Annotated in this window: 7 protein-coding genes, 2 tRNA genes and 3 rRNA genes; 7 read left to right on the top strand and 5 right to left on the bottom strand. The window is 47.5% G+C overall.

All coding sequences use genetic code 11. The features are described from left to right. The 5 genes from ABWK04_05980 to rrf all read left to right on the top strand — a co-directional run. A 16S ribosomal RNA gene (locus tag ABWK04_05980) occupies positions 1–1,240 on the top strand; the annotation flags it as partial. Between the two features lie 68 nt (positions 1,241–1,308). After that, a tRNA-Ile gene (locus tag ABWK04_05975) sits at positions 1,309–1,382 on the top strand. Positions 1,383–1,401: 19 nt separating this feature from the next. Beyond that, positions 1,402–1,473, top strand: a tRNA-Ala gene (locus ABWK04_05970). A gap of 41 nt (positions 1,474–1,514) precedes the next feature. Next, positions 1,515–6,647: ribosomal RNA gene (locus ABWK04_05965) — 23S ribosomal RNA — on the top strand. A 37-nt stretch (positions 6,648–6,684) separates the two neighbouring features. Beyond that, positions 6,685–6,804, top strand: a 5S ribosomal RNA gene (rrf, locus tag ABWK04_05960). 8 nt (positions 6,805–6,812) lie between these two features. Here the strand turns inward: rrf and ABWK04_05955 are convergent. The 3 genes from ABWK04_05955 to ABWK04_05945 are packed head-to-tail and all read right to left on the bottom strand — an operon-like array spanning position 6,813 to position 11,074. Next, the gene (locus tag ABWK04_05955; GenBank protein MEZ0361421.1) at positions 6,813–7,550 is read right to left on the bottom strand and encodes an energy transducer TonB; all 738 of its coding nucleotides are present in this window, start codon (positions 7,548–7,550) and stop codon (positions 6,813–6,815) included. A gap of 1 nt (position 7,551) precedes the next feature. Next, positions 7,552–8,967: a 4Fe-4S binding protein gene (locus ABWK04_05950; GenBank protein MEZ0361420.1), complete on the bottom strand. Its 1,416-nt coding sequence runs from the start codon at positions 8,965–8,967 to the stop codon at positions 7,552–7,554. Positions 8,968–8,980: 13 nt separating this feature from the next. Continuing rightward, positions 8,981–11,074: a TonB-dependent receptor gene (locus ABWK04_05945; GenBank protein MEZ0361419.1), complete on the bottom strand. Its 2,094-nt coding sequence runs from the start codon at positions 11,072–11,074 to the stop codon at positions 8,981–8,983. A 117-nt stretch (positions 11,075–11,191) separates the two neighbouring features. On the opposite strand from ABWK04_05945, the gene lptB reads away from it, so the two are divergent. After that, complete coding sequence (gene lptB / locus ABWK04_05940; GenBank protein ID MEZ0361418.1) at positions 11,192–11,908, top strand: LPS export ABC transporter ATP-binding protein; 717 nt, start codon at positions 11,192–11,194, stop codon at positions 11,906–11,908. On the opposite strand, the gene ABWK04_05935 is transcribed toward lptB, so the two are convergent. After that, a complete protein-coding gene (locus ABWK04_05935; protein MEZ0361417.1) occupies positions 11,885–13,024 on the bottom strand; it encodes a hypothetical protein in 1,140 nt (379 codons plus the stop codon). The genes lptB and ABWK04_05935 overlap by 24 nt on opposite strands. A gap of 70 nt (positions 13,025–13,094) precedes the next feature. On the opposite strand from ABWK04_05935, the gene sppA reads away from it, so the two are divergent. Continuing rightward, the gene (gene sppA / locus ABWK04_05930; protein ID MEZ0361416.1) at positions 13,095–13,931 is read left to right on the top strand and encodes a signal peptide peptidase SppA; all 837 of its coding nucleotides are present in this window, start codon (positions 13,095–13,097) and stop codon (positions 13,929–13,931) included. Here sppA and amrB read toward each other — a convergent pair. Further along, complete coding sequence (gene amrB / locus ABWK04_05925) at positions 13,921–14,715, bottom strand: AmmeMemoRadiSam system protein B (protein ID MEZ0361415.1); 795 nt, start codon at positions 14,713–14,715, stop codon at positions 13,921–13,923. The two genes, sppA and amrB, sit on opposite strands and share 11 nt — an antisense overlap. Positions 14,716–14,719 lie beyond the last annotated feature (4 nt).

Here is a 14,719-nt window from a genome sequence, read left to right as displayed (position 1 = left end):
CCGGCCACAGTGGGACTGAGACACGGCCCACACCCCTACGGGGGGCAGCAGTGGGGAATCGTGGGCAATGGGCGAAAGCCTGACCCCGCGACGCCGCGTGGAGGAAGAAGCCCTTCGGGGTGTAAACTCCTGTCAGGGGGGAAGATGCTCACAGAGGTGAATAATCTCTGTGGGTGACGGTACCCCCAGAGGAAGGGACGGCTAACTACGTGCCAGCAGCCGCGGTAATACGTAGGTCCCGAGCGTTGCGCGAATTCACTGGGCGTAAAGCGTCCGCAGCCGGATGGGTAAGCGGTTCGTCAAAGCCCACCGCTCAACGGTGGAAAGGCGTACCGAACTGCCCATCTTGAGGCACGCTCAGGCAGGCGGAATTCCCGGTGTAGCGGTGAAATGCGTAGATATCGGGAGGAACACCGAAGGCGAAGGCAGCCTGCTGGGGCTGTTCTGACGGTCAGGGACGAAAGCTGGGGGAGCAAACCGGATTAGATACCCGGGTAGTCCCAGCCGTAAACCATGGGCGCTAGACGTCGTCCGTAAGGGCGGTGTCTCAGCTAACGCGTTAAGCGCCCCGCCTGGGGAGTACGGGCGCAAGCCTGAAACTCAAAGGAATTGGCGGGGGCCCGCACAACCGGTGGAGCGTCTGGTTCAATTCGATGCTAACCGAAAAACCTTACCCGGGCTTGACATGATGGGAAACCTCTGCGAAAGCGGAGGGTGCCGTCCTCTGGACGGAATCCCATCACAGGTGGTGCATGGCCGTCGTCAGCTCGTGTCGTGAGATGTTGGGTTAAGTCCCGCAACGAGCGCAACCCCTGCCCTTAGTTGCCACTCTACGGAGGGCACTCTAAGGGGACTGCCGGCGATAAGCCGGAGGAAGGTGGGGATGACGTCAGGTCAGTATGCCCTTTATGCCCGGGGCGACACAGGCGCTACAGTGGCCGGGACAATGGGAAGCGACCCAGAAATGGGGAGCAAATCCTCAAACCCGGTCATGGTGCAGATTGAGGGCTGAAACTCGCCCTCATGAAGCCGGAATCGGTAGTAATGGCGGATCAGCTAGGCCGCCGTGAATACGTTCTCGGGCCTTGCACACACCGCCCGTCACGCCACGGAAGTCAGTCTTCCCGGAAGCCCTCGGGCTAACCCGCAAGGGAGGCAGAGGACGATGGGAAGGCTGGCAACTGGGGCGAAGTCGTAACAAGGTAGCCGTAGGGGAACCTGCGGCTGGATCACCTCCTTTATAACGGAGCAAACTCTAAGAATAAACTTTCAGGAGCCCTTCCTCCTTATTGAGCTGCCTTTTCCTTTGGGCCTCTAGCTCAGTCGGTTAGAGCGTGCCCCTGATAAGGGCAAGGTCGGTGGTTCAAGTCCACCGAGGCCCATTATCTGGGGCAGGTCCAAGGGGATGTAGCTCAGCGGGAGAGCGCCTGCTTTGCAAGCAGGAGGTCGTGGGTTCAAATCCCACCATCTCCACGTTATCTTGGCAACTGAATAGGTTTTCCTTCCTTGTGGGTGTGCAAGTTAGTAAGGGTCCGGGGTGGATGCCTTGGCTGCCCGAGGGGATGAAGGGCGTGCTAAGCTGCGATAAGCCGGGTGGAGGCGCAAAGAGCCTGTGAGGCCCGGATGCCCGAATGGGGAAACCCGGCAGGGCGTTGAGCCCTGTCATCCGCGCAAGCGGAGCCAATACGGGACGAAGTAAAACCTTCTAGTAGTCCCAGGAAAGGAAATCAAACGAGACTCCCCGAGTAGCGGCGAGCGAAAGGGGACCAGCCCAAACTATGCGGGTGCCATGGTGGCGGCCTTAGCCCGCATAGGGTTGCGGGACATGCACGGAGAGGTCCGCCAGCCTCTCAGGGAGTTACAAAACTGCCACCTAGCCGAAGTGAGCTGGAATGCTCCGCCATAGAGGGTGAAAGCCCCGTAGGCAAAAGGTGAGCAGTCTCCTGGGTGCATGATCCCAAGTACCACGGCCCCCGTGGAAGGTCGTGGGAATCAGGGGGGACCTCCCTCCAAGGCTAAGTACTACGGGCAGACCGATAGCGCATAGTACCGCGAGGGAAAGGTGAAAAGAACCCCGGAAGGGGAGTGAAATAGAACCTGAAACCCCGGATCCACAAGCCAGTGGAAGGGTCTTTATGGCCCGACTGCGTGCCTTTTGCAGAATGAGCCAGGGAGTTGTCCTCAGCGGCGAGGTTAAGCCGTCAGGCGAAGCCGTAGCGAAAGCGAGTCCGAATAGGGCGTTAAGTCGCTGGGGGCAGACGCGAAGCGGAACGATCTACCCATGCCCAGGGTGAAGGACGGGTAACGCCGTCTGGAGGCCCGAACGGGTCGGTGCTGCAAAACCGTCCGATGAGGTGTGGGTAGCGGTGAAAAGCCAATCGCGTTCCGTGATAGCTCGTTCTCCCCGAAATAGGTCGACGCCTAGCGTCCTACGGTCCTTCCCGGAGGTAGAGCCACTGGTTGGGCTAGGGCCTCGAAAGAGGTACCGAACCCTGCCAAACTCCGAATGCCGGGAAAGGTAGTAGGGCAGTCAGTCCCCGGGGGATAAGCTCCGGTGGACAAGAGGGAAACAGCCCAGACCGCCAGCTAAGGTCCCAAAATCCGGGCTAAGTGGGGAAGGATGTGCGGCTGCTAAGACAGCTGGGAGGTTGGCTTAGAGGCAGCCATCCTTTAAACAGTGCGTAACAGCTGACCGGCCGAGCGGCCGTGCGCCGAAAATTTAGCGGGGCTCAAGCCCGGTACCGAAGCTGCGGGCTCGCGTAAGCGAGCGGTAGGGGAGCGTTCCCTGTGGGCCGAAGTCTCACCGCGAGGTGGGATGGACTGCAGGGAAGTGAGAATCCTGGCATGAGTAGCAGCGAAGACAGGTGAGAAACCTGTCCGCCGAAAGCCCCAGGTTTTGGCGGCAATGTAAATCATCCGCCAGTTAGCCGGGACCCTAAGGTGAGGCCGGAAGGCGTAGCCGATGGGAAGCGGGTCAACATTCCCGCGCCAGCTGTGTGGAGCCAGAGTCGTGACGCAGGAGGCTAGGGAGAGCCACCTATGGAATGGTGGTCTAAGGTAGTAGGAGGGGGTGGCAGGCAAATCCGTCACCCCATACTCCGAGAGCCGATGGGGTAACTCTCCTGACGCCACACTGCCGAGAAACAACGGCGCTGGCGTTGAAGCACAGCTGCCCGTACCGGAAACCGACACAGGTGGGCTGGGTTAGTAGCCTAAGGCGTCGGGGGAACTCTCCTCAAGGAACTCGGCAAGTTGCCCCCGTACCTTCGGTAGAAGGGGGGCCCATGGGAGTGAAGCCCTTGCGGCGTAAGCTCCTGTGGGTCGCAGAGACCGGGCGGTGCCGACTGTTTATCAAAAACACAGGACTACGCAAACCCGTAAGGGGCTGTATGTGGTCTGAAGCCTGGCCAGTGCCCGTAGGTTAAGGGGAGGAGTGCAAGCTCCAAACCGAAGCCCGGGTAAACGCCGGCCGTAACTATGACGGTCCTAAGGTAGCGAAAGCTGCCTGAACTCCGCTGTATGCGGGGAAGCCCTTAGAGCTCTGGCTACGAGAAGGTAAAAGCCTTCCGTAAAAATGCCAGAGATTGGGCAATCCGCAGGAAACCCCGAAAGGGGGTTCCTCAGAGACTGCACGCGGAGGCCACGCCTCCCTGGAGGAGCAATATGGAACTGTCTCCTGACTGGGTTGTGGGCTTTGTAGATGGTGAAGGGTGCTTTCATGTATCGGTCAATAAGCACCCTGAGATGAGCGTAGGCTATCAGGTTCTGCCCGAGTTTGTGGTGGTCCAGCACGAAAGAGATATACAGGTGCTGTATGCCCTCAAGCGCTTCTTTTCATGCGGTGTAGTGAGGAAAAACAATGGCGACAGATGGTGCTACAGGGTAAGAAAGTTGAGCTGTCTGAAAAAGATATGCGAGTTCTTCACGGAGCACCCTCTAAAGACGAAAAAGAACGTGGATTTTATAAAGTTCAGGCGTATAGTTCAGTGGATTGAAGAGGGCAGACATTTAAAGCCTGAAGGTCTTCTTGATATAGTGGAGACAGCTCTGCAGATGAACACTCAAAACAGAGAAAGGCTCCTTCAGGTAAAAAGGGACCTAGAGGCGGTGGTAAGATACAGTCCACCCTCTGGCGAAAGCCAGAGATAAAGGTGAGCGAAATTCCTTGTCGGGTAAGGAGACTTGCCCGTGTCCGGCTCATATCGGGGAAGCCCTCCTGCCCAAAAAGGGCGTGGGGTAATCCCGAGGGAAGCTCCTGCCTCGTGAGGGGTAGGAAGCCCCGTAACGACTGACCCGAAAGGGGAGGCACGCCTATAGCGTGCAAGACGCCGGCTCCCACCCGCCGAAAGGTGGTGCAGAAAGGGCTATGGAGGAAGTCATGCTTGACCCTTGGTACATAACTGGGCTTGTGGAAGGTGAAGGATGCTTTTCTGTGAGCTTTAACTTAAGAGACAGGTTGAAGGTAGGCGTAGAAACCAGAGCCTCCTTTTCCTTATCAATGAACAGAAGGGATTTGGAGCTTCTAAAAAAGGTGCATGCCTACTTTGCCTGCGGTGGTATAAGGTTCTCAAGGTCGGACAATACCTACAAGTATGAGGTCAGGGACATAAAAGACCTGACGCTGAAGGTGATTCCGCACTTTGAGAAGTATCCACTGCAGGGAGCAAAAGCTGAAGACTTTGAGAAGTTCAGAGAAATCTGCAAGATGATAAAAGCAAATCTTCACCTTTCACCAAAGCACTTGCCCCAGATAATAGAGCTTGCCTATCGTATGAACCCTTCGGGCAAGAGAAAATATACAAAGGACTTCCTCCTACAGGTCCTTGGTGGGATGAAGGTATAGTCTACCCCCTGCCGAAAGGTAGGAAAGGGTGAAGTTCCGACCTGCATGAATGGCCCAACGAGTGCCGCGCTGTCTCGAGGAGAGTCCCGGCGAAATTGTAATGCCGGTCAAGATGCCGGCTACCCGCGGTAGGACGGAAAGACCCCGTGAAGCTTCACTGCAGTCTGGCATTGAGCCTTGGCTTGTCCTGCGCAGGATAGGTGGGAGCCTGTGAAGTCCCTCCTCCGGGAGGGATGGAGGCGCCGGTGAGATACCACCCTGGACAGGCTGAGGCCCTAACCGAGCGGAGTTATCCTCCGCCGGGACCGTGTCAGATGGGCAGTTTAGCTGGGGCGGCTGCCTCCTAAAAGGTAACGGAGGCGTCCAAAGGTACCCTCAGGCGGGTCGGAAATCCGCCGTAGAGTACAAGGGCAGAAGGGTGCCTGACTGTGAGGCCGACAGGCCGAGCAGAGGCGAAAGCCGGGCCTAGTGACCCACCGGTTCTTCGGGGAAGGGCCGGTGATCAGCGGATAAAAGCTACTCCGGGGATAACGCTTGTTGTCCCGCTCCCAGGCAACTGGGAGGCAAGAACGCGGCTTATAACGGGGGAGCCCTCCTGCCCAGAAAGGGCGTGGGGTAATCCCGTGGGAAGTCAGGAGAGGCACGATGGTGAGCAAAAGGCAAAGGGAAATAATCATAGGCACCCTTTTGGGTGATGGCTACCTGCAAGCCACAGGCAAGAAGAATGCAAGGCTAAAGCTTGAGCATTCTGAAAAACAAAAAGACTACATCTTCTGGAAGTGGGAAGAGCTGAAAAACCTGATGCAGGACAAACCCAAAAGGATAGAAAGGTATAACCCAAAGTGGCGTAAAACTTACACCTACTACAGGTGTCAGAGCCACTCAATGCCTTTGCTGGGAAAGTTAAGAAGGCTCTTCTACGATGAGAAGGGCAAAAAAAGGGTGCCAGAAAAAATAAGTATGCTTCTAAAAGCTCCCCTTTCTCTGGCAGTCTGGTATATGGATGACGGACACTACTACAGAAGAGACAAGGTGGCCTACATATACCTCCCAAAGTACGGAGAAGAGGAGTTGCAAAGGCTGACCGAAGCCTTGGAAAAAAACTTTGGTTTAAAGCCAAAGGTAGTATGGAAAAAGGGCTACCCAGTGCTTTACTTTCCGAGAGAGGAAACTGAGAGGCTTATGTCCATAATAAAGCCTTGGGTGCCTGAGTTTATGAAATACAAAACCTCTCCTGACCCTGTAACGACTGAGGGCGCGTTGCCCGAAGGTTCTACCAAAAGGTAGAGCCAACACGCCGCGCTCCCCACGAAAAAGGTGGGGATGAAGATATAGTCTAACCCTCTGGGAAACCAGAGCAAGGTTGAACAGGCTAATCTCCCCCGAGAGCCCACATCGACGGGGAGGTTTGGTACCTCGATGTCGGCTCCCCCCATCCTGGGGCTGAAGCAGGTCCCAAGGGTTGGGCTGTTCGCCCATTAAAGGGGGACGCGAGCTGGGTTCAGAACGTCGCGAGACAGTTCGGTCCCTATCCGCCGCGGGCGCAGGAGTCTTGAGAGGGTCCGTCCTTAGTACGAGAGGACCGGGACGGGGCAGGCTCTGGTGTACCGGTTATCTCTCCAGAGGTAGCGCCGGGTAGCCATCCTGCTACGGGATAAGCGCTGAAAGCATCTAAGCGCGAAGCCCACCTCAAGATAAGGACTCCCTGAAGGGCCCTGGAAGACTACCAGGTTGATAGGCAGCAGGTAGAAGCTCCGCAAGGGGTGAAGCCGAGCTGTACTAATAGCCCGTTTGACTTGCACACCCACAGGAAGGAAGACCTATTGAGTTGCTAAGGTTTCCCTCGGGACCATAGCGGAGGGGAAACACCCGGTTTCCATTCCGAACCCGGCAGTTAAGCCCTCCAGCGCCGATGATACTGTGCCGGACGAACGGCACGGGAAAGTAGGTCGTCCCGGGGGTTTTAAAATTACTCAAGCCTGTAATTTATTGGAAGCCTTATCATTACGTCCACAGGAGGTTTTGGAAATAACTTAGCTACCTTCTGTAGGGTATCTATAGCATTAGCGTCTAAGATCTCGTAGCCTGAGCTTTTTTCTACATATATATTCTCCACTTGACCATCAGATTTCAACAAAAAGCATATCACAACTTTACCTTCCCATCCCATCCTGCGCGCTATAGGAGGATAACTTATATTTTCCCTTACTATAGAAGAAATTACCGAAAGTTTTTCTCTTAGGTAAGTTTCTGAAGTTTGTTTTTCATTTCCAGCAACTTTGCTTTGCTGTACCAAAGCTGAAGCATCCCCTCTTTTTTCGTTTTCAGTCACATTTTGTTTAACTACTCCACCTGATATTGAGGCATTCTCAGATTTTTCATATATACTGTTGCTTTCTTGAATGCCTTCCCTATAGCTCTCATACGATTCAGAATTTTGCATCAATTTCCCTTCACTTTTTTTATTCACTGCATTTTGTATGCGTTCCGTACTTTTTTTATGAGTTTGTATAAATTCTCTCTTTACAGGTGTTTTCTCTTCTGTGTGATGTTTTTCCACGTTATTTGCGCTCTGCTCTGTTAGACTAAGGTCTATTTCTACTATATGTTTGTATTTAACAGCCTTTCCGAAAAATAGAACGTAAGCGCTAAAAAATAAAATGTGCAAAAGGAGGGAGAAGGCGTAAGCGCTAAGTTTCCTATTCATATCAGTGTATTTTGTGAGCATGATGTACTGGAAAGAGTACCATTACGATTATAGTAAGCAGTGATAGGAGGAGGTAAACCAATGGTAAAGAAGCAGATAGGATAAACACCAATTTTCGCTTATCTTTTGTGAACATAACTACTCTTTTCCATAAGATGTTAAGGCTCCAAAAACCTGCTACAAATGGAAAAATCTTAAATAAGTTAAGCCAGATATCTCCTCTTTTAGCGAGCGTTACGCCATGAATTCCCAAACCAAAAGCTTGAGAAAAGCCATTTACTATATTGTGATAGTATTCGGTAAAGAAAAATTCAAGGGTATGAGAGAGACCCCCCACGATCATCAAAGGTGCAAAGGCATAACCAAGCACAAGAGTGCACTCTTTAAAACTTTTCTCAGTTATTTTTGCTACAAGCCTGAAGCTTACGTAAAACAACAAAAGAACCAATGAAACAGCCATAAGCAACGCGACAAGACCTGTAATATCAACCCAGCTGGGAATACCTAAAGCTGACTGAAGATGTTTGCCCACAACTACCCAAGGCATGTAGTTTGCAAGCCCACTCCTTGAAAGCCCGTGATGAAATCTCATTGTAAATGTGATGACCCCAAGGAGAAGTATATACACCGCTATCTCTATAGACTTGGGATTGCTTATCTCTTTGTATAGAGAGCTTCCCCAACCTCTTACCTCAAACCTCACAGCATCGCAAGCCTTGGCACACTCCATGCAAAGGGTACAGTAAGTCATAGAGTTCTTTTTGTCAAACTTGGATGGGTTTAGCTCATAGGGGCAAGCTAAAGCACACTCAGGCTTTTTACAGCTTTTACATTCCTCCTCGTATGTGGAAAGCCACGTAAAGGATGTCCTTGAAAAGGCAGTGTTAACTGAACCTATAGGACATATATATTTGCAGTATGCCATTCCCCTAAATACGAAGAAAAATAGCACGGAGAGAAAGGTAAAAGATAAAAAGAAAATGGCTGTATTAAAAGGATTTCTAAAAAAGCCCGGAAAGGTATAAAGTACAAACCAATAAACCAGAATGTTTGAACCTACGAGTCCTATGTAAGGGTTTGCAAGCCATTTTGGAGGTCTGAGTTTAAGCCCAAGTTTGGTTATATACTTGCCCAAAAAACCATGAGGACATACCATACAAAATACACTACCAAGGGTAGGAAGACTAACGGTCATAAAGAAGGGCCAAAAGATGGACCAGAAGACCGCATTAGTAAAAAGATTTCCCTTTGTAGGATTTATAAAACCATAAAGTGTAGAATAAATAAGGAGAAAAAGTGTAAATAGCCTATAGAAAAATAGCATATACTTATTTTTAAAAAGAAAGCTTAATATAGGCATACCAAAAATGTCCCTTTTATTTCTCTTTAATGCTATATGCACCTTAGTTACATGCATATTTATACCTCCTTTAAAAGCTGTAACTTACCCTTACGAGAAAAGTCCTTGGTGATCCGGGGGTGTATCTTTTTACGCCAGAGGTATCCTTTGTAACTTCAACCGCATACTTCTTGTTAAAGATGTTGTCTACCATTAGCGCTACGTCAAAGTTCCTTTTCACATAACCTAAGCTTACACTCGTTAGAAAGTCGTAACCCCCGTATTTTTCAGTGTTAGCATTGTCCATGTAATACCTACCCCAAGTATCAGTTTGAACCCTCGCTCTTATTCCGGATGGGTGAGTATAGTTCACAAAAAGTGAGTATTGATGAATTGGTATGTAAGGGAGTCTGTTACCATTTCTGCTCACATTTTTACCTCCCACAAGCTCGGAAAACTCTTTAAATTTGTAATCAGAGTAAGCGTAAGATAATCCTACATCAAACCCTTCAAAGAGTTTATAAGAACCCGAGAACTCAAATCCTTTCTTCTCGGTTTTACCTGCATTGGTAAATTGTGTGTATCCGTTAGGTTGTATAACTCTCACAACTTCATCTTTTACCCGCATTAGATACAAGGCTGTATCTACGGTAAATTTTTGGTGCCTTGCCTTAAGCCCGACTTCGTAGTTTATAACTTTGGAAAGTTTAAGGTCTGGGTTTGAGGATAGCTCGGAACTTGAAGGAGTAGTTGCTCCAGTTGATATTGTCCCATAAAGATTCACTACGGATGTGAGCTTGTACACAATACCTATTCTCGGACTGAATGCTGTGTAAGTTTTATCCCTTGAATAGGAAAGGCAGTTGTCTATGGAAGGATCAGGACAGCTTCGGTAGTTTCCCAGACCAAAGTCGTAATCTCCCCATTTAAAGCCTGATATGTCAAACTTTACCCTATCAACTCTCGCACCAACATCAATGATCCATCTGCCCCTTTGCAGAGATTCCTGAAGGAATACGCCTGACAAAGTAGTTTTTTGATTTTGCTTCTCAAGCAAGTCACCCCTTCTGTCAGAAAGAGTACTCAATATCCTACCTTGTACTACCTTCACATCCCTGTATTTGAAATAGTCCGTATTCTGGTCGTCGTGCCTTAAGGTGAATCCAGCAGTAAGTGTGCCTAAGCTGTGTCTGTAGTTTGCCTGAAAGTCAAAGCCATACACCCATGTATTTGCATCATTTATCTTTCCTGTAACAGGGTGGTAATGTTGCCAGTGATTTAGGTAAATTAGTGGTATTATTTCAAGGTTTCCAAAATTCTTTGTAAGCTTAGAACTAAGAAAGAATATTTCCGAATACCTTCCCATATTTTTCCAAGGATCTGCGGTTGTTGGAACTTGTCCAGTTCTTTTAAATTCTGACCACTGGTCTATACCCCTGCTTGGGTTTACTACAAGTGATCCCGGAAGCTCAAGGTTAGCTTTAGTGTAACTTATATAGTTCTCCCATGTACTACCGTCCTGAAACATGTAGGAAGGCTGAAGGGTTATCTGATTTGTCCAGAATTTGTTATGGGGTCTCCAAGAGTTATCAGTTTGTCTCCTGCTTGCGTTAAAACCTATATAAAACCCTCCTCCTAAGGGTGTAGAATAGTAGAGATTATGATTTTGTGTGTTATAATCTCCTACGCTTAGCTTTATAAAGCCTCCCTTCTTCTCAAATGGGCTTCTTGTTATGACGTTTATAACACCGCCTGATGAGTTAACCCCCCAGAGTGTGGAATTGGGACCTTTGACCACTTCTACTCTTTCAATAAGAGATGTATCTACAAAGTCCAGCCTTGTGAGGCTGTCAGGGTCTGTTATAGGAACACCGTTCAGCAGTATCATTATTTCCCTGACACCGTAAGGAGCTTTTAATCCTGCACCTCTTATGATGAGTCTCGTGTCATAGCCTTGATTCCTTGTAGTAATGTTCACACCCGGTAGCCCTTGCAAGGCATCGTAAAGATTAAACATGGGTTTCTGATCAAGTTTATCTTTACCTATTACACTGACGCTTGCAGGTACATCTTCCGTCTTCCTCTCTGTCCTCGTTGCTGTAACGCTAACTTCTTCTACCTGCACCTCCTTTGCAAGCGCACTTCCTAAAAAAACCAACCCAAGCATTCCCACCGTACGCCTCATGTTAAACCTCCTGAGTATTTTATGATATTATAACATAAAAAATAAGGGAATTTTAAAGTAACTATTTCGTGAATATAACACAAGGTACATTTAGGCGATAGAGTTAAAATAAAATAAATGCTGATCGCCAAAGGTATTAAAAAGCGCTACAAAGGAAGAGAGGTTCTCAAAGGTGTAGATCTGCGGATAGATAGGGGGCAGATAGTAGGACTGCTAGGTCCAAACGGTGCCGGTAAAACTACCCTTTTTAACTGTCTTGTCGGTTTCATTTCTGTTGATCAGGGCAAGATCCTGTTTGATGGTAAGGATATAACCCACACGCCGGCGCATCTGAGAGCGAGGGAAGGTATTACCTTTCTGCCCCAAGAACATACCCTCTTTGAGGATCTTACCGTCCTTGAAAATCTTCTCATATTTCTTGAGTTCTTTGAGGAAAGTAGAAGTTTAAGGTATGCAAGAGCCGAAGAGCTTCTCGCGGACTTTGGACTTTACGATATAAAAGATATCAAAGCGAAACACATATCCGGAGGACAAAAGAGAAGGCTTGAGATAGCAAGATCACTGATACCAAGACCTAAGTATATATTCTTTGACGAACCCTTTGCAGGCATCGATCCCATACTCGTTGCAGATATAAAACTTATGATAAAAGATCTTAAGTCTCAAAACATAGGAGTGCTTATAACTGACCACAACGTGAGGGAAGCTATAAAGATAGTGGACAAGGTTTACATAATATCTGAAGGTAGTATAATCGCGGAGGGATCGCCTGAGGAAGTAGTGATCAATAAAGAGGTAAGGGAAGTATACTTAGGAAGTGACTTTGCTCTTTAGAACGGAATTTAAAAACACAGCCTTAAAAAATAAAAGCCACAAAAATATGTAAGGCAGAGCGGAAAAGTAAAGGAAAAAATCCCCCATAACGTCACAAAAACTCATCCAGAATACGCTAAAAGTTACATAGGGAAGTAGCTTTCTGAGAAGAACTTCATCAACGAGAGTCTGTATGCTCACGTTTACACCCTTTGACTGCATCCAACCGTAAACTATTCGCGGATAGAGGTGTGCTACACCACCCATTATAGTAGTTGCAGTAAAGCCATAAACGAGAAGATCTATATGCGGTCTTATCAAAAGGGGTATCAAATTGTTACCAGCCATGAGAACACCGATCAGCATACCAAAAGGGAGGAAAACCATAGCCAGTATAAAGTATCTTACTGCAAGAGGTATCTCTTTTGGCATACGCCTGCCTGAAAATACAGAGTAAATTATCCAAAGAAAGTAGCTTACTACGACTATGGGTAGGATACTCAGAAGAGCTATAAATTTGTAGTTGAGAATATAAAAGGAGAAAAGGAAGGGAGGTAAGGCTAAGAGGCTAACATAAAATAAATAAATGCCATACTTTACATTCAGAGCTTCCATATAAAGCATGGGTATCCACGCAAGCTGTGTTCCCATAACTGCGTTGAGCATAAAACCGAGAGTAAGTGTATGTACGGCAACCTGCGGTGGAACATAGCCAAGATCTGAAAGGAGAAGGAATATAGAGGATATTAAAAAGTAAAGAGCGCTTAAACCAAGAAACTTCACCGTCACGGGACCCCAGTTTTTTACAGAGATAAATATGTGAACAAAGAAGATGATTGACACCAAAGCACAGATGTAACTTGCGTAATGAAACCATCCTGCATAAAGGAAAAGAGATGCAAAGAGGCTGAGGGAAAAAACTATATAAGACACCTGTGGAAATTTCAAAGATCTACCTTGAGAGTTTGGAATAAGCTGATACATGGCGGACATGATTGTATGGGCTATAAAGCCGAATACTGCTATCATCCATACGGCTTCCAAGTTTAAACTCAACGACTTGTATATCAGCGAGAAAAAGAGATCTACCCATGCCAGAACAAAAAAGAAGAGGCTTACTTTTGAAACGTAGAACATAAATTAAATAGTAAGTAATCACTTATGTATTGTCAAGCCCACCCCCATAAAAAGAGTTATAATTTCAAGTATGAAAAGGCTTATATTAGTATTAGTTCTTCTTTTGGGTGCTATCGTGATAGGTAGTCTTATAGCTAAGCTTCCCGTAGGGAGCAGAATAGCGGTTATAAAGGTGGACGGTATAATAATTGATCCTGATCCTGTAGTGAAGAAGATAGAAAAAGCTAAGAAGGATGATAGCATAAAAGCCCTTGTCTTGAGGGTTGACAGTCCGGGCGGTTCGGTTGGAGCTTCTCAGGAAATATACAGAGCTTTAGAGAGATTCAAAGAAAGTAAAAAACCTATAGTGGTTTCTATGGGAAATGTGGCTGCATCAGGTGGATACTACATATCCATACCTGCTGACTATATATACGCAAATCCAGGCACTATAACAGGTAGCATAGGTGTGATCATACAGCACATGGACTATAGGGAGCTTTTGAATCGTATAGGTGTAAAGACCACAACCATAAAGACGGGTAAGTTCAAAGATATACTCTCTCCCTTTAAGAACCTCACGGATGAGGAAAAAGAGTACTTAAAAAATACAGTGGAAGATGCATATAACCAATTTGTATCAGCTATACTCAAATATAGGTCAGGGAAGATAAGTGAGGAAAAGCTCAGAAGCGTCGCTGATGGCAGAATAATGACCGGACTGATGGCTCAGAAAGTGGGGCTTGTAGACGGGCTTGGTAACTTTGAAGATGCCATTGATAAGGCTAAAGAACTTGCAGGAGTGAAAGAGGCGAGGGTTTTTTACATGGAGGAGGGAAAGAGCTTAATCAGAAGGTTTTTTGGAGCGGATCTTTCTGGTTTTTACCTTAATTACTATCCAACAATGACTTATTATCTCATGAAGTAAAAACGTAACCTCCGTAACCTACAACCTTATGTCTTTCTCCTCCACTCTGTGCAGATGTCCCGTAATCAAGAAGTTTACCTTTGAGTCCCTTCTCTTTTGCATAGAGAATTGCACCGGTTATGCCTACTATACCGCACGCCTCGCACTTACTCAAGATTTTTACGTCCAAACCCTCGACTCCAGCGTGACAGAAGTTATCTTTAACCTTAGCGACGGTGTCTGGATAGTAATGGCTAAGATCAGAACTCACAACAAAAAGAGTATCTTCTCCTTCAAAAAAGCTTAGGAGATATTTTATTTCTTTGGGCGATGCATCTCCGTAAAGTACAGGTATTATATAGAATTTATTCAAAAGCACTTGTAAAAAGGGGAGTTGTACTTCCAGAGAATGTTCTTTAAAATAGGGCGTATCGCTCAAGCTTACTCTAACAGACTTTTCCATCTGAATAAACTTTTCTATACGTTCCCTATCTACCTCTACTAATCCCAGCGGTGTTTTAAAAGCCTGGTAGCTTCCAAAAGAGATACCCTCAAACAACACATAATGACTTGGCGCTATAAGAATAATCCTCCAGTCTTTTGATGTATCAAGGTTTTGCATTTGCTTGTAGACCACTCCAGCAACTCTACCCGAATATACATAACTTGCATGGGGAGCTATAAAACCCATAGGTTTTAATGGAAAAAGCGGTGAAGTCTTTAAAAAATTGGTTACAGTGATTCTAAGGGTTTCCGGATCGGATGGGTAAAAGATACCAGCCACGTTAGGTCCTTTTACCTTCATGAGA

Source organism: Hydrogenobacter sp. (assembly GCA_041287335.1).
Lineage (GTDB): Bacteria > Aquificota > Aquificia > Aquificales > Aquificaceae > Hydrogenobacter.
The sequence above is the reverse complement of the archived record's forward strand: the minus strand, read 5'-3'. Positions and strand labels throughout refer to the sequence as shown.

Excerpts from the sequence above, each read along its gene's own strand:
- ABWK04_05945 (MEZ0361419.1), bottom strand. The coding sequence starts at position 11,074 with ATGAGGCGTACGGTGGGAATGCTTGGGTTGGTTTTTTTAGGAAGTGCG.
- ABWK04_05950 (MEZ0361420.1), bottom strand. The coding sequence starts at position 8,967 with ATGCATGTAACTAAGGTGCATATAGCATTAAAGAGAAATAAAAGGGAC.
- lptB (MEZ0361418.1), top strand. The coding sequence starts at position 11,192 with ATGCTGATCGCCAAAGGTATTAAAAAGCGCTACAAAGGAAGAGAGGTT.
- ABWK04_05935 (MEZ0361417.1), bottom strand. The coding sequence starts at position 13,024 with ATGTTCTACGTTTCAAAAGTAAGCCTCTTCTTTTTTGTTCTGGCATGG.
- sppA (MEZ0361416.1), top strand. The coding sequence starts at position 13,095 with ATGAAAAGGCTTATATTAGTATTAGTTCTTCTTTTGGGTGCTATCGTG.
- ABWK04_05955 (MEZ0361421.1), bottom strand. The coding sequence starts at position 7,550 with ATGAATAGGAAACTTAGCGCTTACGCCTTCTCCCTCCTTTTGCACATT.
- amrB (MEZ0361415.1), bottom strand. The coding sequence starts at position 14,715 with ATGAAGGTAAAAGGACCTAACGTGGCTGGTATCTTTTACCCATCCGAT.